This is a genomic window from Acidovorax sp. GW821-FHT11A03, from assembly GCF_058809075.1.
Genome location: NZ_JBXASG010000005.1, coordinates 249,015 through 275,830, shown reverse-complemented (window position 1 = coordinate 275,830; position 26,816 = coordinate 249,015). Strand labels below are relative to the sequence as shown.

23 protein-coding genes are annotated in these 26,816 nt (G+C 68.9%); 14 read left to right on the top strand and 9 right to left on the bottom strand.

Features of this window, described 5'->3' with window-relative positions; all coding sequences use genetic code 11:
- Positions 1-15: 15 nt before the first annotated feature.
- The 4 genes from AC1RVY_RS14485 (at position 16) to ruvC (ending at position 3,433) form a co-directional block, all read left to right on the top strand.
- Positions 16-927: an AraC family transcriptional regulator gene (locus AC1RVY_RS14485; protein ID WP_492806932.1), complete on the top strand. Its 912-nt coding sequence runs from the start codon at positions 16-18 to the stop codon at positions 925-927.
- Positions 928-1,007: 80 nt separating this feature from the next.
- Positions 1,008-1,769: a lysophospholipid acyltransferase family protein gene (locus AC1RVY_RS14480; RefSeq protein ID WP_218339704.1), complete on the top strand. Its 762-nt coding sequence runs from the start codon at positions 1,008-1,010 to the stop codon at positions 1,767-1,769.
- A gap of 61 nt (positions 1,770-1,830) precedes the next feature.
- On the top strand, positions 1,831-2,823 hold the full coding sequence (locus AC1RVY_RS14475; protein WP_218296088.1) for a phosphatidate cytidylyltransferase: 993 nt from the start codon (positions 1,831-1,833) through the stop codon (positions 2,821-2,823).
- Positions 2,824-2,884: 61 nt separating this feature from the next.
- Positions 2,885-3,433 (top strand): crossover junction endodeoxyribonuclease RuvC, encoded by a 549-nt coding sequence (ruvC, locus tag AC1RVY_RS14470; RefSeq protein WP_218339705.1) that lies wholly within the window; start codon positions 2,885-2,887, stop codon positions 3,431-3,433.
- Positions 3,434-3,572: 139 nt separating this feature from the next.
- Here the strand turns inward: ruvC and AC1RVY_RS14465 are convergent, their stop codons facing one another.
- Positions 3,573-4,325 (bottom strand): M48 family metallopeptidase, encoded by a 753-nt coding sequence (locus AC1RVY_RS14465; protein ID WP_218296090.1) that lies wholly within the window; start codon positions 4,323-4,325, stop codon positions 3,573-3,575.
- A 340-nt stretch (positions 4,326-4,665) separates the two neighbouring features.
- Positions 4,666-5,151 carry a CZB domain-containing protein gene (locus AC1RVY_RS14460; protein ID WP_218296091.1) on the bottom strand — a complete coding sequence of 162 codons (486 nt, stop codon included), beginning with the start codon at positions 5,149-5,151 and terminating at the stop codon, positions 4,666-4,668.
- Positions 5,152-5,350: 199 nt separating this feature from the next.
- Here AC1RVY_RS14460 and AC1RVY_RS14455 point away from each other — a divergent pair, with 199 nt between their 5' ends.
- Positions 5,351-6,385 (top strand): LLM class flavin-dependent oxidoreductase, encoded by a 1,035-nt coding sequence (locus tag AC1RVY_RS14455; RefSeq protein WP_218296092.1) that lies wholly within the window; start codon positions 5,351-5,353, stop codon positions 6,383-6,385.
- Between the two features lie 30 nt (positions 6,386-6,415).
- On the opposite strand, the gene AC1RVY_RS14450 is transcribed toward AC1RVY_RS14455, so the two are convergent.
- A complete protein-coding gene (locus AC1RVY_RS14450; protein ID WP_492806931.1) occupies positions 6,416-7,165 on the bottom strand; it encodes an SDR family NAD(P)-dependent oxidoreductase in 750 nt (249 codons plus the stop codon).
- Positions 7,166-7,398: 233 nt separating this feature from the next.
- On the opposite strand from AC1RVY_RS14450, the gene gspF reads away from it, so the two are divergent.
- The 3 genes from gspF (at position 7,399) to AC1RVY_RS14435 (ending at position 10,112) form a co-directional block, all read left to right on the top strand.
- A complete protein-coding gene (gene gspF / locus AC1RVY_RS14445; protein ID WP_218296094.1) occupies positions 7,399-8,631 on the top strand; it encodes a type II secretion system inner membrane protein GspF in 1,233 nt (410 codons plus the stop codon).
- A gap of 4 nt (positions 8,632-8,635) precedes the next feature.
- Positions 8,636-9,568, top strand: coding sequence for a 5'-nucleotidase (locus tag AC1RVY_RS14440; RefSeq protein ID WP_218339710.1), 933 nt, complete (start codon positions 8,636-8,638; stop codon positions 9,566-9,568).
- 154 nt (positions 9,569-9,722) lie between these two features.
- Positions 9,723-10,112 (top strand): EF-hand domain-containing protein, encoded by a 390-nt coding sequence (locus AC1RVY_RS14435; protein WP_492806930.1) that lies wholly within the window; start codon positions 9,723-9,725, stop codon positions 10,110-10,112.
- Between the two features lie 297 nt (positions 10,113-10,409).
- Here AC1RVY_RS14435 and AC1RVY_RS14430 read toward each other — a convergent pair whose 3' ends face one another.
- The 3 genes from AC1RVY_RS14430 to AC1RVY_RS14420 all read right to left on the bottom strand — a co-directional run bounded on the left by AC1RVY_RS14430 (position 10,410) and on the right by AC1RVY_RS14420 (position 14,001).
- Positions 10,410-10,841 (bottom strand): hypothetical protein, encoded by a 432-nt coding sequence (locus tag AC1RVY_RS14430; RefSeq protein ID WP_218296096.1) that lies wholly within the window; start codon positions 10,839-10,841, stop codon positions 10,410-10,412.
- Between the two features lie 335 nt (positions 10,842-11,176).
- Positions 11,177-11,674, bottom strand: a complete 498-nt coding sequence (locus AC1RVY_RS14425) for a cyanophycin metabolism-associated DUF1854 family protein (RefSeq protein WP_218296097.1) — start codon at positions 11,672-11,674, stop codon at positions 11,177-11,179.
- 20 nt (positions 11,675-11,694) lie between these two features.
- Positions 11,695-14,001 (bottom strand): cyanophycin metabolism-associated ABC transporter, encoded by a 2,307-nt coding sequence (locus tag AC1RVY_RS14420; RefSeq protein WP_218296098.1) that lies wholly within the window; start codon positions 13,999-14,001, stop codon positions 11,695-11,697.
- Positions 14,002-14,230: 229 nt separating this feature from the next.
- Here AC1RVY_RS14420 and AC1RVY_RS14415 point away from each other — a divergent pair, with 229 nt between their 5' ends.
- The 3 genes from AC1RVY_RS14415 (at position 14,231) to AC1RVY_RS14405 (ending at position 19,596) form a co-directional block, all read left to right on the top strand.
- Positions 14,231-16,435 (top strand): cyanophycin synthetase, encoded by a 2,205-nt coding sequence (locus AC1RVY_RS14415; RefSeq protein ID WP_492806929.1) that lies wholly within the window; start codon positions 14,231-14,233, stop codon positions 16,433-16,435.
- Positions 16,436-16,510: 75 nt separating this feature from the next.
- Positions 16,511-19,087 (top strand): cyanophycin synthetase, encoded by a 2,577-nt coding sequence (gene cphA, locus AC1RVY_RS14410; protein WP_492806928.1) that lies wholly within the window; start codon positions 16,511-16,513, stop codon positions 19,085-19,087.
- A 41-nt stretch (positions 19,088-19,128) separates the two neighbouring features.
- Positions 19,129-19,596 carry a CreA family protein gene (locus AC1RVY_RS14405; RefSeq protein WP_255591068.1) on the top strand — a complete coding sequence of 156 codons (468 nt, stop codon included), beginning with the start codon at positions 19,129-19,131 and terminating at the stop codon, positions 19,594-19,596.
- A 142-nt stretch (positions 19,597-19,738) separates the two neighbouring features.
- Here the strand turns inward: AC1RVY_RS14405 and AC1RVY_RS14400 are convergent, their stop codons facing one another.
- The 3 genes from AC1RVY_RS14400 to AC1RVY_RS14390 form a co-directional block, all read right to left on the bottom strand.
- Entirely contained in the window at positions 19,739-20,398 is a 660-nt protein-coding gene (locus AC1RVY_RS14400; RefSeq protein ID WP_218339713.1) for a DsbA family oxidoreductase, read from the bottom strand.
- A 286-nt stretch (positions 20,399-20,684) separates the two neighbouring features.
- Entirely contained in the window at positions 20,685-21,167 is a 483-nt protein-coding gene (locus AC1RVY_RS14395) for a GreA/GreB family elongation factor (protein WP_369643345.1), read from the bottom strand.
- A gap of 235 nt (positions 21,168-21,402) precedes the next feature.
- Positions 21,403-22,923, bottom strand: a complete 1,521-nt coding sequence (locus AC1RVY_RS14390; RefSeq protein WP_492806927.1) for an AMP-binding protein — start codon at positions 22,921-22,923, stop codon at positions 21,403-21,405.
- A 381-nt stretch (positions 22,924-23,304) separates the two neighbouring features.
- On the opposite strand from AC1RVY_RS14390, the gene AC1RVY_RS14385 reads away from it, so the two are divergent.
- The 3 genes from AC1RVY_RS14385 to AC1RVY_RS14375 all read left to right on the top strand — a co-directional run bounded on the left by AC1RVY_RS14385 (position 23,305) and on the right by AC1RVY_RS14375 (position 26,788).
- Positions 23,305-24,339, top strand: coding sequence for a YcjF family protein (locus AC1RVY_RS14385; protein WP_492806926.1), 1,035 nt, complete (start codon positions 23,305-23,307; stop codon positions 24,337-24,339).
- A gap of 209 nt (positions 24,340-24,548) precedes the next feature.
- Positions 24,549-25,901, top strand: coding sequence for an SPOR domain-containing protein (locus AC1RVY_RS14380; RefSeq protein ID WP_492806925.1), 1,353 nt, complete (start codon positions 24,549-24,551; stop codon positions 25,899-25,901).
- Between the two features lie 137 nt (positions 25,902-26,038).
- Entirely contained in the window at positions 26,039-26,788 is a 750-nt protein-coding gene (locus AC1RVY_RS14375) for an SGNH/GDSL hydrolase family protein (protein WP_492806924.1), read from the top strand.
- Positions 26,789-26,816 lie beyond the last annotated feature (28 nt).

The window sequence follows — 26,816 nt, the reverse complement described above, 5'->3', positions numbered from 1 at the left end:
CTACACTCGCGCCCCATGGCAACCCTGGTCCCACCTTCCGCACGGCATCCACAGGGGCTGATCCCCTCGGGCCAGCTGTGGCTGCCGCGCGCCAGCCTGTCGGCCTGCCTGCGCGGTGCCATGGTGCGCAGCACGCTGGGCTACACGCTCCGTGACGAGCAACGCATCAACCGCTTTCCGGCCACGCCCCTGTGCAGCCTGAGCTGGTGGTTTGAGGGTCGCAGCGAATGCCTGGTGCCCGAGCGCCCCGACACCATGCCCGGCCTGCACAGCCCGCGCGAGGCCTACCCCGGTCGCTGGGTGCTGACGGGCCCGCACACTCGGCCCAGCACCAGCTATTGCGCCCATCCCACCCACGCCATGATGGTGATGTTCATGCCCGATGCGCTGCACCAGCTCATCGGCCTGGAGCCCGAGACGCTGACCGACCGCATGGTGGACGCGCAAACCGTGCTGCCGTCCGACTGGATCGCGATGTGCGAAGCCGTGCAGCACCAGCCCGACGACGCGGCCCGCATGGCGTGCCTGGAAGCATTTCTGGAGCCCCGCTGGCAAGCCTGCCGCCCCGCGCAAGCGCTGCAGGCGCAGCGCTATGGCGACTGGGCCATGCACCTCGCGCAACGCGCCGCCGTGTCGGCCACAGGCCGCAGCCTGCGCCAGCTGGAGCGCCGCATCAAGCGCTGGGCAGGGCTGCCGCTGCGCGAGCTGCGCGGCTTCGGCAAGGCCGAGCAGGCGTTCTTCGACACCATCGCGGCCGAGGCTGTCCACGGCACGGTGAAATGGGCCGATGTGGCGGCGGGCGCAGGTTTCTCGGACCAGTCGCACCTGTGCCGCGTCACCCGGCGCGTCACCGGCTACGCACCGCAGGCACTGTATGACGGCATCTACGGCGACGAAGCGTTCTGGGCGTACCGCATCTGGGTGTAGGTGCAGCGGGGGTGGCCGCCCGCCCGCAGTCCGCCACGGCAGCGCACGCCGCAGGGCGCACGCCACGTATCATCCCCGCCATGCTTGCCAAGTTGATGAGTCTTTTTCTGCTGGGGATCGTGCGGTTTCTCACCGGCTCCCAGGCCCGCTGGTATGGCTGCCCGCCCAAGGCCGAACAGCGTATCTACTTCGCCAACCACCAGAGCCATGCCGACATGGTGCTGATCTGGGCCGCGCTGCCCGAGGAGCTGCGCAGCATCACCCGCCCCATCGCGGCCAAGGACTACTGGACCAAGACGCCCTTGCGGCAATGGATCACCACGGCCGTGTTCAACGCCGTCTATGTGGACCGGCAGGCCACGCCCGCGCGGCCGACCGCGGCCGTGGCGGCGGAGCCCGGGGGCGCGCCCGCGGCCCCGGCCGATGCCGACACCGCCATGGCCGGCGGCCCCGACCCCTCGCCCGAAGCCCCGCCCCGCCCGCCCAGCCCCGAGGCGCTGCGCGCCGCGCTGCCCGAGTCGGACCCGCTGGCGCCGCTGGTGCGCGCGCTGGAGAGCGGCGACTCCATCGTGATCTTCCCCGAGGGCACGCGCGGCCATGGCGACGAGCCGCAGCCGTTCAAGTCGGGCCTGTTCAAGCTGGCGCAGATGTTCCCGCAGGTGGTGCTGGTGCCCGCCTGGATCAACAACGTGCAGCGCGTGATGCCCAAGGGCGAAGTGGTGCCCGTGCCCATCCTGTGTTCCGTGACCTTTGGCGCACCCGTCCAGCTCGAAGCGGGTGAAGAACGCCGTCCGTTCCTGGACCGCGCACGCCGCGCCGTGATCGCGCTGCGGGAAGTCTGACCATGACGATCCCCAAGCCCCTGCCCTCGCCTATCGCCGCGCCCCCGGGGGCGGCACGGACATGAACAACTTCCTGCGCAACCTCACCGCCACCCAGCAGATCGGGGCCCTGTTCCTGGTCGTGTTCGGCATCCTGTCCATCGTCACCGTCTGGGCCTTCGTGCGCAACCTGCGCGAGCACGCGGGCGACGATCCCGAATCCGAGGCGCGCGCGCTGGAGGCCAAGCGCTTCTGGGGCCTGCTCAAGACCTCGTGGATGATGGCCACCGTGTTCTGGGTGGGCTGGGTGCTGGGCGACACCGTGGCCACCGTGCTCTTCGCGATCGTGGGCTTTTTCGCGCTGCGCGAGTTCATCACGCTCTCGCCCACGCGCCGGGGCGACCACCGCAGCCTGGTGCTGGCCTTCTTCGTGGTGCTGCCGCTGCAGTTCTGGATCGTGGGCAGCAAGCACTTCGACCTGTTCACGGTGTTCATCCCCGTCTACGTGTTCCTGGCCCTGCCCGTGGTGAGCGCGCTGGCCAACGACCCGCAGCGGTTCCTGGAGCGCAACGCCAAGCTGCAGTGGGGCATCATGGTCTGCGTGTACGGCATGAGCCATGTGCCCGCGCTGCTGCTGCTCGACTTTCCGGGCTACCGCGACAAGGGCGCTTTCCTGGTGTTCTTCCTCGTCTTCGTGGTGCAGACCTGCATGGTGGTGCAGCATCTCCTGGGCCGGCGCTTTCCGCACAAGCCCGTGGCGCCGCAGGTCAGCCAGAGCTTCCAGTGGGCGAGCTGGCTGGCGGGCGTGGGCGTGGGCGGGCTGGTGGGCACGCTGCTCACCTTCATCACGCCCTTCAAGCCCGGGCAGGCGCTGGGCATGGCGCTGCTGGCCTGCGTGGCGGGCAGCCTGGGGCACCTGGTGATGAAGGCGCTCAAGCGCGACCGTGGCATCACGAGCTGGGGCATGCAGGGCATGTCCGTCACCGGCGCGGGCGGCCTGCTCGACCGGGTGGACGCCCTGTGCTTCGCGGCGCCGGTGTTCTTCCATTCGGTGCGCTGGTACTTCGGCCTCTGACAATAAAATCGGCCGCCAGCGCTTTACCAACAAGCGCTGGTAGCTATCAAATAAATAGCAAATGCGCATTCTCGGCATCGACCCCGGCCTGCAGACCACCGGCTTCGGCGTGGTGGACATGGACGGCCACCAGCTCAGCTACGTGGCCAGCGGCACCATCCGCACCACCACGCTGGCGCTGGGTGACCTGCCCGGGCGCCTGAAGATCCTGTTCGACGGCATCACCGAAGTGGCCGCGCGCTACGAGCCCGATGTGGCCTCGGTCGAGATCGTGTTCGTCAACGTCAATCCGCAGTCCACCCTGCTGCTGGGCCAGGCGCGCGGCGCCTGCATCACGGCCCTGGTGGCCAGCAACCTGCCCGTGGCCGAATACACCGCGCTGCAGATGAAGAAGGCCGTGGTCGGCCATGGCCGCGCGGCCAAGAGCCAGGTGCAGGAGATGGTGCGCCGCCTGCTGTGCCTGCCCGGCCTGCCGGGCACCGATGCGGCCGACGGCCTGGGCATGGCCATCACCCACGCGCATGCCGGTGCGGCCATGGGGCGGCTGGGGGAAGCGGCCACGCTCAACCGGCGCCAGCATGCGATGTACAAGGGCGGGCGCAGCTACTGACCCCCGGGCGCCCGCAAGACGGCGCCCCGCTGCGGCTTCGCCCGGCCACCCGCCGGAATGCCGGCGTGCCACAGGCAAAAAAATACCGCGCCCGAAGGCGCGGTATAGCCCCACCAGGGTTTCTGCGGCAATGACAGGGTCAGGCCACCTGCGTCTTGAGCCGGTCGGCACGCTCCTTGGGCGAGGGGTGCGTGGACAGGAAGCTGGTGGAATCCCCGCCCGACATGGCGGCGAGCTTTTCCAGGGCCGTCACGCAGGCCGCGGGCTGGTAGCGCTTGGCCTTCATGAAGCCCATGGCGTAGTCATCGGCCTCGCGCTCGTTGCCTTGCGAGTGCTGGGCGCGTACCACCTTCTCGAACAGGTCACCCAGCTGCGAGCTGGCGATGGCACCGGCCTTGCCGTTGCTCGACGCCACGGCGTTGCGCAGCGCGCTGGTGCGCAGGGCGGTCTGGATGCGGGCCTTGGTGTGGCCGGCCTTGACGTGGCCGATCTCGTGGCCGATCACGTAGCGCACCTCGTCGTCGGTGAACTTGTCCATGAGGCCCGAATACACGCGGATCGTGCCGTTGGCCATGGCAAAGGCGTTGATCTCGGGCGTGAGGTAGACCTTGAAATTCATCTTGAGGCCGTCGTGCGTGCCCAGGCCCGAGGTGAGTTTGGTGAGGCGGGTCGCGTAGGGGTTGCCTGCGGGGGCCACCTTGTTCTGGCGGTCCATCTCGGCGGACATCTGGTCGAACGTGCTCTTGAGTTCTTCGTCCGACAGGCTTTCGGACTTGGCGAGGTCCTTGCCCGCATCCAGCATCTTGCCCAGGTCGAACTGCGCCCACACGGGCGATACGGCGCTCACGCCGGAAGCCAGGGTCACAAGCGTCAACAATTTACGGCGGTCCATCGGGGTTCCCTCTCTGACGTCAGTCAGTTGATTGATCTTGGTCTGATTGTTTTTTTGCGCAACCAACCGCAAGCAGTGGTGGGCGCGCGCCGAAGGATAGCCACGCCAGTGCCGTTTCCGGCCCCTGGCGGTGTCTGCAGATGTAAGAACTGTGTGCCAATGCTGGCGGCGGGCGCGGCGGCGCTGATGGCCGCAGCCATTGCCGTGCCAGAACAGCCGGGAATGTGAAAAAACGCTCCAGGCGCTTACTGGTCAATCACATCACGCTGCACAAAACATAGCATTCGACGGTATTGGTCAGCCGCTGTGCCGCGCCCAGTCATGCGGCTGCCCCCGGGATTCAGCGCCCCAGGCCCCGCTTGAGCTCCTTGAGCAGCAGCAGCACCTGGTTGGATGCGTGGCGGCAGCTTCCGTTGAGCAGCTGCACGGCCTTTTGCTGCTCCCCCGCCTGGAACAGGGTCACGACATCGGCCGCCTGCTGGTGGAAGTATTTGTGCCGCGCCACCAGCATGTCGAACGCCGGAAAGTGCCCCAACCGCACGCGCCCCGTGCCGTAGAGCCAGCGGCCCAGGTCGCAGCGGTCGTCCTGGCAGATGCGGTCGGGCCGCATGACCTCCTGCGAGCGGCCATTGACCATGTCCTGCAGCTGCAGGCGCCAGCGCTCGTGGCTGGCGATGGCCGCGTCGATGTCGATCTCGGTCATCAGCATGGAGGCGTATTCGGCGTCCAGCACCAGCTCGCTGCCGTTGTCTTCCATGGCCCAGGTGGTGTCGGGGCTGGCAGGGTCTTGCTCCCGGATCTTGAACAGGCGGCTGAAAAAACCCATGCTTGGTCCCAGTAAAGGCCTCGTGCGGGAAACCGGAAATCGTCCCGGCAGAAATGCCTTGAAACATTTTGTGGGTGCGGCGCATTTTTGGCTACCAAAAAATCGCCTCTCCGCGCACGCGGCCCAGGGCAACCCTTCAGCCGCTGCCAGCTCTGGCACCCGGCCTGCACGAATGTGGTGGCCGCCGGACAATGCACCCATGACTTCCACCGCCACCCGCCCCGCCCTGTCCATGCTCGACCTGGTCGCCGTCCGCGAAGGCGGCACCGTCGCCGACGCGCTGCAGATTGCCCTGCGCACCGCGCAGCACGCCGAAAAACTGGGCTTTGCCCGCTACTGGCTGGCGGAGCACCACAACATGGCGGGCATCGCCAGCTCGGCCACCGCCGTGCTGGTGGGGCACATCGCGGGGGGCACCTCGCGCATCCGCGTGGGCTCGGGCGGCGTCATGCTGCCCAACCACGCGCCGCTGGTGGTGGCCGAGGCCTTCGGCACCCTGGCCGAGCTGTACCCCGGCCGCATCGACCTGGGCCTGGGCCGCGCGCCGGGCACCGACCCCACCACCATGCGCGCATTGCGCCGCAGCCGGGTGGAGACGGCCGACGACTTTCCGCAGGACGTGGCCGAGCTGCAGCGCCTGCTGGCACCGGCAGAACCCAACCAGCGCCTGATCGCGATGCCCGGCGCAGGCACCAATGTGCCCATCTGGCTGCTGGGCTCCAGCCTGTTCTCGGCGCAACTGGCGGCGGAGCGCGGCCTGCCCTATGCCTTTGCCTCGCACTTCGCGCCGCGCCTGCTGCACCAGGCCATCGACCTGTACCGCAACCTGTACCGCCCGTCCGCCGCCTGGCCCAAGCCCTATGTGGCGATCGGGGTGCCCCTGATTGCAGCGCCCACGGACGAGGAAGCGGAGTTCCTGGCCAGCAGCACCTACCAGCGGGTGCTGGGCATCCTGACGGGCGACCGCCGCCGCCTGCTGCCACCCATCGAAAACTACGCCGCGCGCCTGCAGCCGCAGGAACGTGCGGCCATCGGAGACTTTCTGGCCGCCGCCGTCATCGGCGGGCCGGACACCGTGCGAGCAGGCCTGGAGCAACTGAGCGAGGCCACGGGCGCCGATGAGCTCATGCTGGTGAGCGACGTGTACGACCCGGCGCTGCGGCTGCGCTCGCTGGACATCGCGGCGCAGGCCCACGGCACTCTTCGGGCCACAGGCCTGCCTTTGCCAGCCTGAATCACCACACACCCCCCTGTCGCCCAGGCTTCACCGCGCCAGATATCCGCCATCCACCGGGTAATACGCCCCGGTGACAAATGACGCCTTGGCGGACGCCAGCCAAGCCACCAGCTCGGCCACCTCTTCGGGCTGCCCCAGGCGGCCGATGGGGTGCGCGCCCACCAGCATGGCCTTGACGCCGGCGTCCTGCTCCAGACCGCTGATCATCGGCGTGTGGATAAAGGCGGGCCCCACGGCATTGATGCGCACGCCATGGGCCCCGTATTCAATGGCTGCCGCCTTGGTCAACCCCACCACACCGTGTTTGGCGGCCGTATAGGCCGGCGCCGTGGCAAACCCCACGGAGCCCAGGATGGACGCCATGTTGATGACGGCGCCACCGCCGTTCTTGAGCATGGCCGCGATCTGGTACTTCATGCCGTAGAACACGCCCGACAGGTTGATGTTGATGACCTGCGCCCAGCCCTCCAGCGGATAGTCGGCGGTGGGTGCCTGCGGGCCGCCGATGCCAGCGTTGTTGCAGGCAACGTCCAGACGGCCATAGTGGGCAACCGTGCGGTTGACCAGCGTTTCGCAGTCTGCGGGCTTGCCCACGTCGGCGGCCACAAAAATGGCGTCGCCGCCCGCCGCACGCACCAGCGCAGCCGTTTCCTCGCCCGCCGGCACGTTCACATCCGACACCACGACCTTGGCGCCTTCGCGCGCCCACACGAGCGCAATGGCACGCCCGATGCCCGACGATGCCCCCGTGACCAACGCCACCTTGTTCTTCAACATGAAAGACTCCTGGTTCATTCAGAACACCTGCAACCCGATGCCACAGGTCCGTTTTTTTCATTCTGCGCGCCCGGGGTGCCGGCGCCTTGACCTGGATCACGCCTCCGACAGCGGGACCCACGGCGCGGCAAGTGGCCTCGGGTAGCGGCTACCATCTCGGACTGCAGGGCATTTCTGCCTCCACCCACCGTTGTGTGATTTCCTGACGCCCACGCCTTACCGCCCACGCCCGCATGCCCGCTTTTTCCTTTGAAGCCCTGGACGCCCAGGGCCAGACCCGCAAGGGCCTCATGGAGGCCGACACCGCCAAGGCGGCGCGCAGCCTGCTGCGGGCCCAGGCCCTGGTGCCGCTGGCCGTGGAACTGGTGCAGACCGGACAGTCGCTGGACGGGAGCGCCGCCAGCCTCGGCCAGCGGCTGTTCACCCGGCCGGTGTTCGGTGCCACCGCGCTGGCCATCTGGACGCGCCAGATCGCCGGGCTGGTGTCGTCCGGGCTGCCGCTCGAACGCGCCCTCACCGCCTTGTCGGAAGAGGCCGACGACGAGCGCCAGCGCCACCTGGTGGCCGCGCTGCGCGCCGAGGTGAATGCCGGCGCCACGTTCGCCCGCGCGCTGTCGCAGCACCCGCGCGAGTTCTCGGACATCTACTGCGCCGTGATCGGCGCGGGTGAACACAGCGGCAACCTGGGCCTGGTGCTGGAGCGCCTGGCCGACGACCTGGAAGAGCGCCAGGCGCTCAAGGCCAAGCTGGTGGGCGCTGCGCTGTACCCGGCCATCGTGACCATCGTGGCCATCGTGATCGTGCTCTTCCTCGTCGGCTACGTGGTGCCCCAGGTGGCCAGCGTGTTCGCGGGCACCAAGCGGGCGCTGCCGTTCCTCACGGTGGCCATGCTGGGTATCAGCGCTTTTGTGCGCAGCTATGGCTTGATGGTGCTGATTGCTTTTGTCTTGATGGTTTTTGGCGCACGCTGGGCACTGACCATTGGGCATATCCGTGAAAAATTCGATGCCGCCTGGCTCAACCTGCCCCTCGTGGGCAAGCTGGCGCGCGGCTACAACGCGGCGCGCTTTGCCGGCACGCTGGCCATGCTGGCGGGCGCGGGCGTGCCCATCCTGAAAGCCCTGCAAGCCGCCGCCGAAACCCTGAACAACCGCGCGCTGCGCGCCGACGCGCTGGACGCGCTGGTGCTGGTGCGCGAAGGCGCACCCCTGGCCTCGGCGCTGGCACAGAAAAAGCGTTTTCCCGGCCTGCTGTCGATGTTCGCGCGCCTGGGCGAGCAGACCGGGCAGTTGCCGGTGATGCTGCAGCGCGCCGCACGGCAGCTTTCCACCGAGGTGCAGCGCCGCGCGATGGCGCTGGCCACCATCCTGGAGCCTTTGCTCATCGTCGGCATGGGCATGATCGTGATGCTGATCGTGCTGGCCGTGTTGCTGCCCATCATCCAGCTGAATCAGTTTGTGAAGTGACTTTATGGCCGTGACCCTGGACGACAAGCTGGTGGTGGCGATCTCCTCGCGCGCGCTGTTCAACTTCGAGGAAGAAAACCGCGTCTTCGAACACGAGAGCGATGACCGCGCCTACGTGGAGCTGCAGCGCCAGCGCCTGGATGTGCCCGCCGCGCCCGGCGTGGCGTTTTCCCTGGTGCGCAAGCTGCTCGCGTTCAACACCTCCGAGCACCAGCGGGTGGAGGTGGTGCTGCTCTCGCGCAATGACCCGGTCAGTGGCATGCGCGTGTTCCGCTCATGCAATGCCCATGGCCTGCCGACCATCCAGCGCGGCGTGTTCACCCAGGGGCGCGACCCGTTCCGCTACCTGCGGCCGCTGGGCGCGCACCTGTTCCTGTCGGCGAATGAGGCCGATGTGCGCGAGGCCCTGCACCTGGGCTACCCCGCCGCGCGGGTGGTCACCGAGTCGGTGCGGGCCGGCGACGCGAACCCGCAGGAAGTGCGCATTGCCTTTGACGGCGACGCCGTGCTGTTCTCCGACGAGGCCGAGCGGGTGTACCAGGCCGAGGGCCTGGCCGCGTTCCAGCAGCACGAGACCGACAAGGCGGCCCTGCCCCTGCCCGACGGCCCCTTCAAGCCCCTGCTCGCGGCGCTGCACCGGCTGCAATCCGCCGGAGAATCCGGCGGCGCCACCGGCATGCGCATCCGCACGGCCCTGGTCACGGCGCGCAGCGCACCCGCGCACGAACGCGCGATCCGCACGCTGATGGACTGGAACATCGACGTGGACGAAGCCATGTTCCTGGGCGGCCTGCCCAAGGGCGAGTTCCTGCGCGAGTTCGAGCCGGACTTCTTCTTCGACGACCAGACGGGCCATGTGACGTCGGCAGCGCGCCATGTGCCCGCGGGACATGTGAACAGCGGCATCTCCAACCCCCTGCGTGCCGGGGGCGGCTGAGGCAGGGGGTGGCGATGGTCCGGGCTCTTGCCGCGAAAAGTTCTGCAAAGTCCTGCAACGCCGGGTGAAAGCCTGCAAAGCCCCGGTTGCAATCCGCCGGCGGCCCACCAACTGTGCCAACATCGTCCCCCGAACCCCACTGAAGGAAGATGTGTTGCGCAAGAGAATTTCCCTGGCCGCCTGCCTAATGGGCGCCGTGCTGGCCACCATGGGCTCCGCCGCGCTGGCCCAGGCCCCTGCCGCACCGCCGCCAGAGCCTACGGCGAGCGCGCCCGCCGAGCCCGGCACGGGGCAGACCAAGGGCGAGATCAAGGCCATGCGCGATTTCAAGATGCTGGACTTCAACGGCGACGGCAAGCTCAGCCGCACCGAGGTCAAGCTCTTTCCCCGCCTGGCGGCCGCGTTTGACGAGGCGGACACGGACGGCGACGGCTATGTGTCGTACGAAGAGGTTCGCGTCTTCGCCGCCAAATACCGCGCGGAGCGGGACCGCAACAAGGCAGCCCAGGCCGCCCGCCAGCCCGCCTCCGGCAGCCAGCCCTGAGCCCGCCCGGGTGGACGGCTGACCATCCCCTCCCGCAGGCAAGCGCGCCGCGCGGGCAGCCAGATCCGGGTTAAAAAAGGTGTTTTAGGCTTATTGGATAAGCACCTTCAGCTATATTTTCAGGAGCATCACCCCGCAGGCGCCGCTGGGGGTGGGAAGCCGATCCGCACAAGGGACGGGCTGCGGGCGGCAGCATTGCGCGCCACCGGCCAAAAAAATGCAAAAGAAGCAAGGAACAGCCACTGCGGGCAGCGCGGTACCGGTGCCACCGGCCCAGCACGCAGCGCAGGCGGCGGGCTAGAGGCCGCCCGTGCGCTTGATCTTGGGGTCCGAGTACGTCAGCGGCTCGTTCTTGACCTGCTGGGCCAGGCGCTCCTGCAAGGTCATCCGGTTGATGTCCTGCGCCACTTCCACCGCACTGCCGCTGGCCCGCCACATCGACTGGATGAGCTCCAGCAGCTGCTTGTAGATTGGCTCCTTGGGCGGCTCTGGCGGTTCTTCCACGGTGTCCTTTTTTTTCACCTCGGTCCAGTCCCGGTTCGCCACGTCGGGCGCCGACGGCTTGTCGGGCTCGCGCACGATTGCGCCCTCGCCCATCCGGTCCATGGACTCGACGGGGTTGGATGCGTTGATGGGACGCACCGGTGGCGCGCCAGAGGCGCCAGTGGAATACAAATCAGCGCCCTGAGGACGCCAACTCGGCGATCGATCGACAGGTGGCATTTGCATGGCAATGGCCCGTAGTTGAGATGAATGACAGAGGGTCTTTTGGCCTCTTCGTACATTCATTACGGCAAAAAGAAGGGGAAATTTAGGTCTTTTTCACCGATTGCCCAAAATTAAGGGTTTACACCTACCTTTGTCGCGATTTTCAGGCCGCCAAAGGGCCTGATGAATGGCCGGGCGCGCGGATTGAACACGCAGGCGGTGGCAACCACGCGGGTTGCGTGTTGCTTTTTGGGGTGGAATGCCGCCGGCAGCCGCCAGCGGCGGGCCCGAAACGCCCACCATGGGTTACCGGCGATCCTGTGCGGGAAGGGCCCCGGTATGGCGGGGCTGGCGCGTCAGAGGAAGCGTTCGAGCAGCCGGCGCGAATGCCGGTCCAGCGCGGTGGTGTCCTGGACCCGGAACTGGACCCCGTCCCCGCCCGCGATCAGCAGCCGGGTGCGCCCCCCCAGCCTGCGGATGTCTTCCTCGGCCTTGAGCACCAGCTTGGCGGGTCCGCGATCCGTCTCCACATCCCAGGTGCTGGGGGTCGAAAAGCTCGACACGGCAACGATTTTTTCAATAGTGGGCACAAACTCGCGCACTTCCAGCTCTTCTTCGATGAGCTGGCGCGCGGTGGCCTCCAGCTGGTCGAGCCGGTCGATCCACAGCAGCTCGTGGCCATCCGAACCGATCAAGGAGAGCCCGTGCGCCGGCGCGGCAATGGGGAAGGCCCGCACGGGGGTGATACCTTCGTGGACGGTGCCATCGGGCAGGGTCAGGACCAGCCGGCCGTGCGGATTGCGGGCCAGGGTGAATTCAGGCTGCGACACCAGGGTGAAGGTGGTTGTGTTCATGGCGGTTCCCACGGTGGCGGTCACGAATTGCCGGCCGGGTGGGCCGGGTGCAGCAGGCTGCTGTCGATGATGACGCCGGCGGCCTGCGCGTCTTCCTCGGCGCGGCGGGCCTGGGCTTCGTACAGCCGCCAGTAGGCGCCCTGTTTCTCCATGAGTTCGTCGTGGGGGCCCACTTCCACCACCTCGCCGCGGTCCATCACCACCAGGCGGTCGGCCTTGCGCAGGGTGGACAGGCGGTGGGCGATGGCGATGGTGGTGCGGCCCTGCACCAGGTTGTCCAGTGCCTTCTGGATTTCCTTCTCGGTCTCGGTGTCCACGGCCGAGGTGGCCTCGTCGAGGATCAGGATGCGCGGGTCGATCAGCAGCGCACGCGCGATGCTGATGCGCTGGCGCTCACCGCCCGACAGGCCCTGGCCGCGCTCGCCCACCAGCGAGTCGTAGCCATGCGGCAGGCGCAGGATGAACTCGTGCGCGTGGGCCGCGCGGGCGGCGGCCACGATCTCCTCGCGCGTGGCCTCGGGCTTGCCGTAGGCGATGTTCTCGGCGATGGTGCCGAAGAACAGGAAGGGCTCCTGCAGCACCAGGCCGATGTGGCGGCGGTAGTCGGCCACGGCGAAGCGGCGGATGTCCACGCCATCGACCTGGATGGAGCCGTCGCTCACGTCGTAGAAGCGGCTGATCAGGTTCACCAGGGTGCTCTTGCCCGAACCGCTGTGTCCCACCAGGCCGATCATCTCGCCGGGGCGGATATCCAGGTCCAGCCCCTTGATCACCGCGCGGCTGCCGTAGCGGAAACCCACGTTGCGCATGGCGATGGCGCCCTGCACCTTGTCCACCTTCACCGGCTGGGCCGGGTCGGGCACGTTGCTCACGTGGTCCAGGATGTCGAAGATGCGCTTGGCGCCGGCCGCCGCCTTCTGCGTGACCGAGACGATGCGGCTCATGGAGTCGAGCCGGCTGTAGAAGCGCCCGATGTAGGCGATGAAGGCCGTGAGCACGCCCACCGTGATCTGGTTGCGCGACACCAGCCAGATGCCGAAGGCCCAGACCACGAGCAGGCCGATTTCGGTGAGCAGCGACACCGTGGGGGTGAACAGCGACCAGGTCTTGTTGAGCTTGTCGTTGACCTCCAGGTTGTGCTGGTTGGCGTCGCGAAAGCGCTGGGCCTCGCGCTTTTCCTGGGCGAAGGCCTTGACCACGCGGATGCCGGGGATGGTGTCGGCCAGCACATTGGTCACCTCGGACCAGACCCGGTCGATCTTCTCGAAACCGGTGCGCAGGCGGTCGCGCACGGTGTGGATCATCCAGGCGATGAAGGGCAGAGGCACCAGGGTGACCAGCGCCAGCCAGGGGTTGATGGAGAACAGGATGGCCGCCGTCATCATGATCATGAGCACATCGGTCACGAAATCCAGGGCATGCAAGGAAAGGAAAACGTTGATGCGGTCTGTCTCCGAGCCGATGCGCGCCATCAGGTCACCGGTGCGCTTGCCCCCGAAATAGTCGAGCGACAGGCGCAGCAGGTGCTCGTAGGTGGTGGTGCGCAGGTCGGCGCCGATGCGCTCGGACACCAGCGCCAGGATGTAGGTGCGCGCCCAGGACAGGCCCCAGGCCGCCAGGGCGGACAGCAGCAGGCCGCTCAGGTACAGCAGCACCAGGCCCGGTTCAATCTGCTTGCCGTTCTGGAACGGGATGAGGATGTCATCCATCAGCGGGATGGTGAGGTACGGCGGCACCAGGGTGGCGGCGGTGGAGGCCAGCGTCAGCCCGAAGCCGGCCGCCAGCTGCTTGCGGTAGGGCCGGGCAAAGCGCCACAGGCGCAGCAGCACCCAGGTGGAGGTCTGGGGCGGCTGGGCGCGGGCACAGGCCGGGCACTCCTCCGTATCGGGGGGCAGCGGCGTGTGGCAGGTGGGACAGGTGGGCTCGTCGGCCTCCTCGGCGGCGTCCGCCTCGCCCCGCGCGCTTTGCTGCTCGAAACGCTGCACCAGGCGCAGTGCCTGGGCATGCTGTGACAGGGTGAAGCGCCACAGGGCCAGGCGCGCCCGCGCATCGTGCAATTCCAGCGAACCCACGCCCCCGTGGTCCTGCAGGCGCAGGGCCAGGCCGTCGCCCAGGGGCCAGCCGCGCCAGGCGGTGGTACCCGGATCGCAGGCCAGCAGGCGCTCGGACGTCACCACCACCCAGCCCGCCGCGAAACGCAGGGCCGTGCTCAGGTCAACCTGGAGCGCTGCCAGTACGTTCTCTTTGGGAGCGAGCATGGCCCGCAAATCGGCCCCCACGGGGCCGGAAAAGACACCCGAGGCGTCCACAGAATGGTGATGTTGCATTTTTGGTTGGTATTTCCGCCCCCGGCAGCCTGCGGTGACCGATCTCGCGAAAGCGCGAATTCTCCCCCATACTGCGCCCCACGGCGCGGCGGCGTCCCGCTGTAACGTGTGCGGCAGTCATCTGGCTGACACCGCATCCCGGCTCCAGTCTGGCGCACAATCATCGTCCACAAAGTCACCTTTTCCCAGCAAGGCCCGCAAAAGGCCGGAAACACACCCGCTGCAATCCATGGCGAAACTCAACGATATCCAACTGCTTCGCATCAACTACCTGCGCGGCCCCAATATCTGGACCTACCGGCCCGTGCTGGAGGTCTGGCTGGACCTGGGAGAACTGGAGGACCATCCCTCCAACCTCCTCCCCGGCTTCAACGAGCGCCTCACCGCCTGGCTGCCCGCGCTGATCGAGCACCACTGCGGCGTGGGCGAGCGCGGCGGGTTCCTGCAGCGCCTGCAGGAAGGCACCTGGTGCGGCCACGTGCTGGAGCACATCGTGATCGAGCTGCTGAACCTGGCGGGCATGCCCACCGGCTTCGGCCAGACCCGCAGCACCTCGCAGCGCGGCGTGTACCGCATGGTGTTCCGCGCCCGCGACGAGCAGGTGGCACGCATGGCCCTGGCCCAGGGCCATGGCCTGATCATGGCGGCGATCAACGACGAGCCCTTTGACGTGCAGGCCGCCGTGGCCCGCGTGCGCACCGAGGTCGATGACCAGTACCTGGGCCCCAGCACCGCCTGCATCGTGACGGCCGCCACCGACCGGGGCATCCCGCACATCCGCCTGAACGACGGCAACCTCGTGCAGCTGGGCTATGGCGCCAGCCAGCGCCGCATCTGGACGGCCGAGACCGAATTCACCAGCGCCATCGCCGAGGGCATCGCGAGCGACAAGGACCTGACCAAGAGCCTGCTCAAGTCCTGCGGCGTGCCCATTCCCGAAGGCCGCGTGGTCAACAGCCCCGAGGAAGCCTGGGAAGCGGCCGAGGACATCGGCCTGCCCGTGGTGGTCAAGCCCTCCGACGGCAACCACGGCCGGGGCGTGACGCTGGACCTGCGCAAGAAGGAAGACATCGAGGCGGCCTACCACGTGGCCTACCCCGAGGGCAGCGACGTGATGGTCGAGAGCTTCATCCCCGGCGACGAGCACCGCCTGCTGGTGGTGGGCGGCAAGGTGGTGGCCGCGGCGCGCGGCGAGGTGGTCAGCATCACCGGCAACGGGCGCTCCACCGTCAAGGAACTGATCGACACCCAGCTCAACTCCGACCCGCGCCGGGGCTATGAGGAAGAGTACCCGCTCGAAATCATCGACCTGGCGACCGACACCAAGGTGCAGCTCGAGCTCAAGCGCCAGGACCTCGACGCCAGCTCCGTGCCCGCCGCCGGCCGCCAGGTGGTGGTGCAGCGCAACGGCAACGTGGCCGTGGACTGCACCGACGACGTGCACCCCGAGGTGGCCTACATCGCCCAGCTGGCCGCCAAGGTGGTGGGCCTCGACATCGCCGGCATCGACATGGTGGCCAGGGACATTTCCAAGCCCCTGCACGCCCAGGGCGGCGCCATTGTCGAGGTCAATGCGGGCCCGGGCCTGCTGATGCACCTCAAGCCCGCCGTGGGCGCGCCGCGCCCGGTGGGGCAGGCGATCGCGGAACACCTGTTCCCGTCCGAAGACGGCGATGGCCAGGCCGGCCGCATTCCGGTGGTGGGCGTGGCCGGCACGCGCAGCACCTCGACCATCGCACGCGTGGTGGCGTGGCTGCTGCACCTGGGTGGGCACCACACGGGCCTGGCCTGCCGCGAAGGCCTGTTCCTGGACCGCCGCTGCGTCGAGACCACGGACTGCGCCCACTGGGAAGCCGCCCACCGCCTGCTCATGAACCAGATGGTGCAGGCCGCCGTGATCGAAAGCGACGCGCGCACCATCCTGCGCGACGGCCTCGCCTATGACCGCTGCCAGGTGGGCGTGGTCACCGACATGGACGGCGTGGAAACGCTGGCCGAATTCGACGTGCACGAGCAGGACCAGATGACCAAGGTGATGCGCACCCAGGTCGACGTGGTGCTGGCCGAGGGCGCCGCCGTGCTGAACGCGGCCATCCCCCAGGTGGCAGACCTCGCCCCGCTGTCGGATGGCGCCGTGGTGCTGTACGCCCAGGACGCCACGCTGCCCGTGATCGTGGAGCACCGCGCCACGGACAACGGCCGCGCCGTGGTCGTGAAGAATGGCCGCGTGGTGCTGGCCACCGGCAGCGCCGAGCACGTGCTGGGCTCGCTGTCGGACCTCACCTTCGGGCGCAACGCCGTGATGCCGGACACCGATGCCCTGCTGGCCGCCATCGGCGCGGCGTGGGCGCTCAACATCGCCCCCGACCTGATCGGCGCGGGCATCAAGACCTTCGAGCCCGACCTGCCGGCGCCGGTGGGCCTGCCTTCCTGATCCGCCCGTAGAGAACCGAACGCCCGCGACTTGAACGGGGCCCGCGAGCCCCGAACGATTACTGAAAGAGACCCCATGGATGTATCCCGCACCCGGGCCCTGCGCGGCCCCAACCTCTGGAGCCGCCACATGGCCATCGAGGCCGTGGTTGCCTGCACCGAAGCCGAACGCGCCGTTGGCCAGATGCCCGGATTCGAAGCGCGGCTGCGGGCCCTGTTCCCCGCCATCGGCGTCCTTCATGCCGAAGGGAGCACCGACATTTCCCTGGCGCACGTGCTGCAGACGGCCGCGCTGAACCTGCAGGCCCAGGCCGGCTGCCCCGTGACCTTCGCGCGCACCACCGCCACCACCGACGCGGGCGTGTACCAGGTCGTGGTCGAGTACAGCGAAGAGGCAGTGGGCCGCCAGGCGTTCGAAGACGCCCAGCAGCTCATCCAGGCCGCGCTCGGCCACGGCGGCTTCGATGCCGACGCGGTAATCGCCAAGCTGCGCGAGCTCGACGAAGACGAGCGCCTGGGCCCGAGCACTGGCTCCATCGTGGATGCGGCCGTGGCGCGCGGCATCCCCTACCGGCGCCTCACGCGCGGCAGCCTGGTGCAGTTCGGCTGGGGCTCCAAGCAGCGCCGCATCCAGGCCGCCGAGGTCGACTCGACCAGCGCCGTGGCCGAATCCATCGGCCAGGACAAGGACCTGACCAAGCGCCTGCTGCATGCGGCCGGCGTGCCGGTGCCGCTGGGCAAGCCGGTTGAGACGCTCGACGAGGCCTGGGAAGTGGCCCAGAAGGTGGGCCTGCCCGTGGTCGTGAAGCCGCAGGACGGCAACCAGGGCAAGGGCGTGACGGTGAACATCACCGACCGCGCGCAGCTCGAGGAAGCCTTCCGCACCGCGGCCGAATACGGCACGGTGATGGTCGAGCGCTTCCTGCCGGGCCACGATTTCCGCCTGCTCGTGGTGGGCGACCAGCTCGTGGCCGCCGCGCGCCGCGAGCCGCCTCAGGTGCTGGGCGACGGCCAGCACACGGTGCGCGAACTGGTCCAGCAGGTCAACCTGGATCCGCGCCGTGGCGAAGGCCACGCGACCTCGCTCACCAAGATCCGCCTGGATGACATCGCCGTGGCCCGCCTGGCCATGCAGGGCCTGACGCCCGACTCGGTGCCGCCCAAGGGCCAGCGCGTCATCCTGCGCAACAACGCCAACCTGTCCACCGGCGGCACCGCCACCGACGTGACCGACGACGTGCACCCCGAGGTCGCCGCGCGCGCCGTGGCCGCGGCGCAGATGGTGGGCCTGCACATCTGCGGCGTCGACATGGTGGCCGAAACCGTGCTGCGCCCACTGGAAGAGCAAGGCGGCGGTTTCGTCGAGGTGAATGCCGCCCCCGGCCTGCGCATGCACCTGGCACCCAGCTACGGCAAGCCGCGCAACGTGGGCCAGGCCATGGTGGACAAGCTGTACGCCCATGGCGACGACGGCCGCATTCCGGTCGTGGCCGTCACGGGCACCAATGGCAAGACCACCACGGCGCGCCTGATCGCCCACCTGTTCACGGCCCAGGGCCTGCGCGTGGGCATGACCAACACCGACGGCGTGTACGTGAACGGCCGCCAGATCGACAGCGGCGACTGCAGCGGCCCCAAGAGCGCGCGCAACGTGCTGCTGCACCCCGAGGTGGACGCGGCCGTGTTCGAGACGGCGCGCGGCGGCATCCTGCGCGAAGGCCTGGGCTTCGACCGCTGCCAGGTGGCCGTGGTCACCAACATCGGCGCGGGCGACCACCTGGGCCTGAACTACATCACCACGGTGGAAGACCTGGCCGTGCTCAAGCGCGTGATCGTGCAGAACGTGGCCACCACGGGCTATGGCGTGCTCAACGCCGCCGACCCCATCGTGGCGGCCATGGCGCCCGCCTGCCCCGGCAAGATCATCTTCTTTGCGAGCGACCGCCACCACCCCGTGATGGCCACGCACCGCGCGCAGGGCCACCGCACCGTGTACGTGGACGGCGACTCCATCGTGGCCTCGGAAGGCTCGTGGCGCGAGACCATCCACCTGCGCGATGTGCCCATCACGCGCAACGGCAAGATCGGCTTCCAGGTCGAGAACGTCATGGCCTCCGTGGCCGCCGCCTGGGGCGTGGGCATGCCCTGGCAGACCATCCGCCGCGGCCTGTCGGGCTTCGTGAACGACAGCGACAACGCGCCCGGCCGCTTCAACATCATGGACTACCGGGGTGCCACCGTGATCGCCGACTACGGCCACAACCCCGACGCCATGCGCGCCCTGGTGGGTGCCGTGGACGCGCTGCCCGCCAAGCGCCGCAGCGTGGTCATCAGCGGCGCGGGCGACCGCCGCGACGAGGACATCCGCGACCAGACCGTGATCCTGGGTGCCGCGTTCGACGACGTGATCCTGTACCAGGACGCCGCGCAGCGCGGCCGTGCCGACGGCGAAGTGATGGCCCTGCTGCGCGAAGGCCTGGTGGGCGCATCGCGCACCACGCACGTGGAAGAGATCCGCGGCGAATTCATTGCCATCGACGCCGCCCTGGCGCGCCTGCAGCCCGGCGACCTGTGCCTGGTGCTGGTGGACCAGGTGGAAGAAGCGCTGGCCCATCTGGCACAGCGCTGCGCCGACGCCGGGGCCACGGCGTGACGAAATCATCCACCGGCCTGCGCCGTGCCCGCCGCTGGGCCATGGCGGCGGCGGGCGCGCTGGCCGTGGTGCTGCCGGCGCTGGCGGCCACGGGCGAGAAGATCGGCACGGTGGACACCGCCTTCCAGTGGCTGGGCCGCGACCACGACATCATCGTGGAGGCCTACGACGACCCCGGCGTGCAGGGCGTGACCTGCTACGTCTCGCGCGCGCGCACCGGCGGCATCAAGGGATCGCTGGGCCTGGCCGAGGACCGCGCCGAGGCCTCCATCGCCTGCCGCCAGGTCGGGCCCATCAGCTTCCCCGAGCCGCTCAAGAAGCAGGAAGAAGTCTTCAGCGAACGCATGTCCATCCTGTTCAAGCGCCTGCGCATCGTGCGCATGGTGGACGCCCCGCGCAACACGCTGGTGTACCTGACGTATTCAGAAAAGCTGGTGGACGGCTCCCCTCAGAACAGCGTGACCGCCGTGCCCGTGGACCGCGCCACGGCCATCCCGCTGCGCAAGTGACAAGCGGTCGTCGTCAGTCGCCGTAGCGGGACGTACGTCACCACCAACAGAAAAGGGGCCTTGAGCCCCTTTTCTGTTGATAAAAACAGCCTCTACCGCTTGACTGGCAAGCGCGAACAGCTATTAGTTCAATAGCATCACCTCATCCAGCCTGCTGCGCCGCAATCTGCCGCAGCGCCTGCTCGAACACCTCCACCGGCTGGCCGCCCTGGATCAGGTGCCGCTCGTTGATGATGATCGCCGGCACCGAATGGATGCCGCTTTGCAGATACAACTGCTCCCGCTCGCGCACCTCGTCCGTGAAGCGATCCGACGCCAGCAGCGCACGCGCCTCGGCCACGTCCAGCCCCACCTCGCCCGCCACACGCGCCAGCACCTCGTGGTTGCTCGGGTCCTGCCCGTCGGTGAAGTAGGCCTTGAACAGCGCCTTCTTCAGCGCGGGCTGCACGCCCTTCTCTTCGGCCCAGTGCAGCAGCCGGTGCGCATCGAAGGTGTTGTAGATGCGGCTGCGCTTGTCCATGCTGAAGGTAAAGCCCAGCTCCGCGCCGCGCGCCGCGATGGCCTCGCGGTTTTTTTGGCTCTGCGCGGGCGTCGCGCCGTACTTTTCTTGCAGGTGCTCGCCGATGTCCTGCCCCTCGGGGCCCATCTGCGGGTTCAGCTCGAACGGCTGAAAGTGCAGGTCCAGCGCCACCTCGTCCTTGAGGCGGTCCGCCGCCTGCTCCAGCGACCGCAGGCCGATGATGCACCAGGGGCAGGAGACATCGGAGACGAAATCGATCTTGAGGGTGGTGGGGTTGGGCATGGGAGGGCCTTGGGAAAGGAAGAAGGACGGGATGGTAGGCGGGGTGGGATAACCGTGGTGGGAGGGGGTTTACTGAGCAGGTCGGCGCCGCCGACTGCGAAGCGGCCAGTGATGTCGGCCCCCTGAGCTCACGGTCCAGGTCACGCGGCGGTCATGCATGCGCCAGTGACTTCTCGGACCCAGCGGCCGGTTGCAAAGGGCTGCAGGCCCTGCCATCCAGCCGGTACGTTCACCATGCCTGAACGTCCGCTGACCCGGGCCAATCCAGCGTGAACCTGCATGCGGCCTATTGAACCCGCAGCACCTCAAACTGCTGTCGGATTGGAGCGACCTGTATCGACACCTCATCCCCCTCGCATTTGCCCAGCATGGCCCTGCCCAGCGGGGCTTCGCTGCTGATGACCTGAACGGGCTGGGCGCCGTTGACCAGCTTCATGCTGCCCCCATCCGGACCGAGAAAGAGCTGCTGCCGCTTGTCGTCGGAATCGACCAGGCAAACCAGTGCGCCGAGCTGTATACCTTTGCTGGCGTCGTAGGGTCGCGGGCGGAATTGGCGCCAATTGGCCATCGCCTGGCGGATGGCTTCGGCGCGCCGGGCTTGGCCGGTGGCCAGGTAGGCGGCTTCGAGTCCCAATGTGTCGTATTTGTTTTCGGCGATGTTTTCTTCGTGGGTCGCCGTTTCATGGGCCGCACGCACTGCCTGTTCGGCTTGCAGCAGGTCTTCGGCGAGCCGTTCCAGCACCTGCTGCCGCAGCAAGAATTTATCCATGATGAAGGGTCGGCATCTCGAACAAGCGGGGGTGGGTCTTGATTGCGAAGGGCTCCGGGCTCCACCAGCCTTGGACGCTTCTGTTGGCTGCGGGTTGACTTCAGCCCTGGGCACTGTCCTGTCGTCCATTTCGGTGCATCGAACGGCAGGAGCTGGCCGATGGTACCCATTCGCGAAAGTGGGGCGCATGCCCGCAACCCGCCTGAAGCTGCGGCCCGCCAAAGCCGAGCGATCTCTAGGCGCGTCCCCTCAACTCCGTCTTCAACACCTTCCCATAACTATTCTTGGGCAACCCCTCCACCCACCGATACACCTTCGGCCGCTTGAACCGCGCAATGTGCTCTCCGCACAGCGCATCCAGCACCGCATCCCCCACCGGCCCGCCCTCGCCCGCCACAAGATACGCCACCACCACCTCGCCCCACTCGGCATCGTGCTGGCCCACCACGGCCACCTCGCGGACCTGGGGGTGCAGCAGCAAAACCTCTTCCACCTCGCGCGGGTAGATGTTGCTGCCGCCGGAGATGATCACGTCCTTCGACCGGTCCTTCAGGGTCAGGAAGCCATCGGCATCCAGCACGCCCAGGTCGCCGGTGTGCAGCCAGCCGCCCTGCAGCGTGCGCGCGGTGGCGTCGGGGTTGTTCCAGTAGCCGGGCATGACGGTGTCGCCGCGCACCAGCACCTCGCCGGTCTCGCCCGTGGGCAGGGGCTGGCCTTGGGCGTCGGCCACGCGCACCTCCACCAGCGACTGCGCGACGCCGACCGAGGCCATGCGGTCGGCCCAGCGGAGGTGGGTGGTGTCGGCCAGGTGCGCGCGTGACAGCGCGGTGATGGTCATGGGGCTTTCCCCCTGGCCGTAGATCTGCACGAAGCGATCGTCGCCCATCACGGCCATGGCGGCGCGCAGATCGTCGGCATACATGGGGCCGCCGCCGTAGATGATCGTTTTGAAGCCCGACACGTCGGCACCCGCGGCGCGCACGTGGTCCACCAGGCGGTGCACCATGGTGGGCGCGGCAAACAGGGTGAGCTGGCCCACCGATGCGGCCAGCTGCACCAGCTCGGCGGGGTCGAAGCCGCCGGACACCGGCACCACGTGCCGCCCGCCGCGCAGCACCTGGGCGTAGTTGTACAAACCCGCGCCGTGCGACATGGGCGCGGCGTAGACCATGGCGTCGCCGGGCAGCACGTCGTCCACGTCGGTGAAGTAGCAGGCCGTCATGGCCAGCAGGTTGCGGTGGGTCTGCATCACGCCCTTGGGCCGGCCGGTGGTGCCCGATGTGTAGAACAGCGATGCGATGTCGTCCGGGGCGCGGTCGTGCACGGGCATCGGCGCACCGTGCTGCTGCACGGCATGCTGGTAGTCGGCGGAGCCCAGCACCAGGGTGGCTGCGGGGTCTGCGCCCGCATCACGCGCGGCGGGGTGCAAGGCCTCGGACACCAGCACCACGCGCGCGCCGGAGTCGGCCAGCACGTAGGCCAGCTCTTTGGCGTGCAGCTTGTAGTTGACGGGCACGGACACGGCGCCGGCCCACGCGATGGCGTGCAGCGCCTCCAGGTACTCGGGCGCATTGGCGGCGTAGATGGCCACGCGGTCGCCGGGCAGCACGCCGTAGCGTGCGCGCAGGCTGGCGGCCAGCGCGGCGGTGCGTGCGCCCAGCGTTTGGTAGTCGAAGAGCACTTGGTCGCCCTGCAGCACGGCGGGCTGGTGGGCATGCAGTTGCGCGCTGCGGCGCAGCAGGTGGGCGATATTCATCGGGCGCCCCGCGCGCCGAGGATGGTGGTGCCTGCCCTGCTGGTACTGCCCGTACTGCCCGTGATGCTTGTATTGCTTGCCCTGCTGGTCGTCGCCGCTTGCCGCATGCCTTGCCTCCTTGCCATGAGACAGCCACTGTACGCAAGAGAGGCCCGGGCGCACAGTCGCTCCACTACGCAAGGGGAAACCCGGGTGGGCCGCAGGGCTGGCAGCCGGCGCCGCGATGCACCTGGTTACCAGATGCCCGCAATTCCCCACAAGCCGTGGCGTTGAAAGCGCGCACCCTAGACTGCACCTGACTCCGCACGCCGCCCCACCGCCTTCTGGCACGGGCAGCGTGCCAGCCCCCCTCCATTTCACGGCCTTGCAGGCCCGCACCCCATGACTCCAGAACAGCAAAAATCCATTCTCACCATCGCCTTGCTGGCCGCGTTTGCGGACGGCACCAAGGACGACGCCGAGCGGGAAGAGATCCGCCGCATCGCCCAGTCGCTGGCGGGCGACAGCGGCATGGCCGACCTGCAGCGCATCTACCAGGACGTGCTGCTCAAGCGCACCACGGTGCAGGCCGCAGCCGCCGCGCTGACCGACCCCGGCCACCGCCAGCTGGCCTACGAGATGGCGGTGTGCGTGTGCGACGTGGACGGCCGGCAGACGACGGCGGAGGCGCAGTTCCTGGCCACGCTCAAGTCCGCGCTGCAGCTGGGCGCGCAGCAAACCGCCGCCTTCGAGCACGAGGCCGATGCGCTGGTGGACGTGGCCGAGAAGACGGCCCCCTCGGCCGTGCCCTGGGGGGTGGCGGGTGCTGCCACCGGTGCTGCGGCCTATGCAGCAGCCGCCGCGTCGGCGCCTTCTTCTTCGTCGTCTGCATCCGTGCCGGTGCCCGCACCCGCAGGCCCGGGCGATGCCGAGCTGGACAAGTCCATCCTGAACTACGCGATGCTCAACGGCGCTCTGGAGCTGCTGCCGCAGTCGTGGGCGTCGATGGCCATCATCCCGATGCAGGTGAAGATGGTCTACGGCATCGGCAAGGCGCACGGCGTGGAGCTGGACCAGGGCCACATCAAGGAGTTCATCGCCGCGGCGGGCGTGGGCATGACGTCGCAGTACCTGGAGCAGTTTGGCCGCAAGCTGCTCGGCGGCCTGCTGGGCAAGGTGGCGGGCCGCACCATTGCAGGCGTAGGCGGCGCGGCCACCGGCATGGCGTTTTCGTTTGCCACCACGTATGCGCTGGGCCAGGTGGCCAAGCGCTACTACGCGGGCGGCCGGGTGATGAGCACCGCCATGCTGCGCGACAGCTTTCAGAACCTGCTGGGCCCGGCCAAGCAGATGCAGTCGCAGTACCTGCCGCAGATCCAGCAGAAGGCCGCCACGCTGGATGCGGGCAAGATCATGGCCATGGTGCGCGGCACCTGACCCACGGGGTCTGGCAAGATTGCTATATTTTTAATAGCTTCCAGCGCTTGACAGACAAGCGCTAGCGGCTCATTCAAGGCCCGATCCCGGGACCTGCGGCATGCGAGCAGGGGCGCCGGCGCGCGGCGCGGGCCCGGCGGCGCTGCAGCCGCGCCACGCGCGCGCGCAGGCCCTGTGGCGCCAACACCGGCCCATGACAGAATCGGCCCATGCTCGACCACACGGATCCTGTCGCCTCCATCATCCCGGCCATGTCGCTCGATTCACCGTCCGACAACGCCATGACGGCGCTCTCCCGGCTGGCGCTGGGGCCCGTGAACACCGCGTACTACCTGGCCGTCTTCGAGCGCTTTGACAACACCGGCCGCACCACCACCACCTGGAACTGGGCCGCGTGCCTGGCCACGCTCAACTGGATGCTGTTTCGCCAGTTGTGGAGCGCCGCGCTGGTCTACGTGGCGGCCGCCGAGGGGCTGGCGCTGATCGTGTTCGGCGTCGGCCGCTCCTTCCTGCAGTGGCCGCCGGGGGTGGAACTGGGGGTGCTGGGCGCCTTCGCCGTCCTGGCCTTCGCGGTGCCCGGCCTGTATGGCAACGCCATCCTGTATGCCGACATCCGCAAGCGGGTGGCGCGCGCCCTGGCCGCCTCCCGCACCCTGCCCGAGGCCAGCGCGCTGCTGGAGAAGCAGGCCAGCTCGCGCAAGCGGCTGCAGGCGCTGGTGCTGGCCAACCTGGTGCTGGTGGCCGCGGCGGCGCTGGCCTACCTGGCCTGGGCCCCTTCGGCCACCAGGCCCCTGGCACTGGAACCGGCGGTGACCGTCGCCCAGGCCACCGCGACAGCCGCGTCCAGGCCCGGCGCGGCGGCGTCTTCTGCACCAGCACCAGCGCCCGCCCCCGCACCGGCACCGGTACCTGCATCCACGCCCGCTGCCTCGGCCCCCATGCCGAGCACCTCCGCCGCCGCGGCGACGGCGGCGCCCCCCGCCACCGGTGCCGCGTCCACGGCGGCGGCACCGCCCGGGGCACCAGCGGCCGCGCCGGCAGGCAAAACCCCGCCACCGGCCACCCAGGCAGCGCCCGCCACCGCGAGCCCTTCCGTACCCACGGCCCCCACGGCGGCGCCGGCCGCCAGCGCGCCAGTCTCCGTGCCGGCCACCAAGGCCACCTCCAAATCCCCGGCCAAGGCAGCACCCGGCGCGGCCAGCACACCGGCGCCCGCCGCCGAGCCAGCAAGCCGCGCGGCCTCCACCGCGAAGCCTTCCAAGGCGGCCAAGGCACCACCCGCCCCAACCGCTGCTCCAGCGGCCTCCACCACCCAGCCCACCGTGGGCACCGCGGCGGGCTACTACATCAACGTGGGGCTCTTTGCCGACGAAGCCAACGCCCGCAAGGCCCAGGCCCGGCTGCTCAACGAAGGGCTGCCGGCCTTCCGCCAGGAGCTGAACAGCGCCAAGGGCCGCCGCATCCGTGTCCGCGTGGGGCCCTACGAAAGCCGCGCGCAGGCCGACGCGGCGGCCGGGTCGATCCGGGCGATGGCGCTGGAAGCCGTGGTCTTCAGGCAATAGACAAATAAATAGGCGCGGGCCCGCGCGCAGCGGCCCACCCCGGCGCCGGGCGCGCCGTCCTACGCCCCGGGCGCGCTGGCGCCGACGCCCGCACCCCAGGCGCACCGGTAGGCTGCATGCACCACACCGCCACCGCCATGAACCGCACGCCCCGCCCTGCCCTGCATCTCTCCACGCGCCGCCTGGCCACCATCGCGGCCGTGGCCGCGGGCGCGTTGCTGGCCACCGCCTGTGCGCCATGGCGCATCTGGACGGTGGCGGAGCTGGCCCGTGGCGCGCGGCCCTTCACCGCACACCCCGCCCAGCCGGACAAACGCCTGCTGGTCGTGGGCGACAGCACCGCCGTCGGCACCGGGGCCAGCACGCCCGCGCAAAGCCTGCCGGGCCTGATCGGCCAGCAGCACCCGCGGTGGCGCATCGACAACCTGGCGGCCAATGGCGCACGGTTTGCCGACGTGGCCGCGCAGCTGGAGCGCGCGGACGGTGGCTACGACATGGTGCTCGTGCTCGCGGGTGGGAACGACGTGATCCGCTTCACGCCCTCGGACACGCTGCGCGCCGAGCTGCAAAGGACCATGTCGCTGGCCCTGCAGAAAGGGCGCCGCGTGGTGCTCATGCCCTGCGGCGACGTGGGCCATGCACCGTTCTTCGCGCCGCCGCTGTCCTGGGTCATGTCGCGCCGTTCGAAGCGCCTGCACGCCCTGGCGCAGGAGGCCGCCGCGGACCACGGCGCGCACTACGTGCGCCTGCTCAGGCCCCGGGACCAGGACCCCTTCGTGTCCCGGCGGGACACCTTGAATGCCGCCGACGGACTGCACCCCAGCAGCGCGGGGTACCAGGAGTGGTACCGCGCGCTGGTGGCCCAGGGCGGACTGCCCGCGCCCTGACGGCACGCGCGGGCGCCGCGCGCACCGG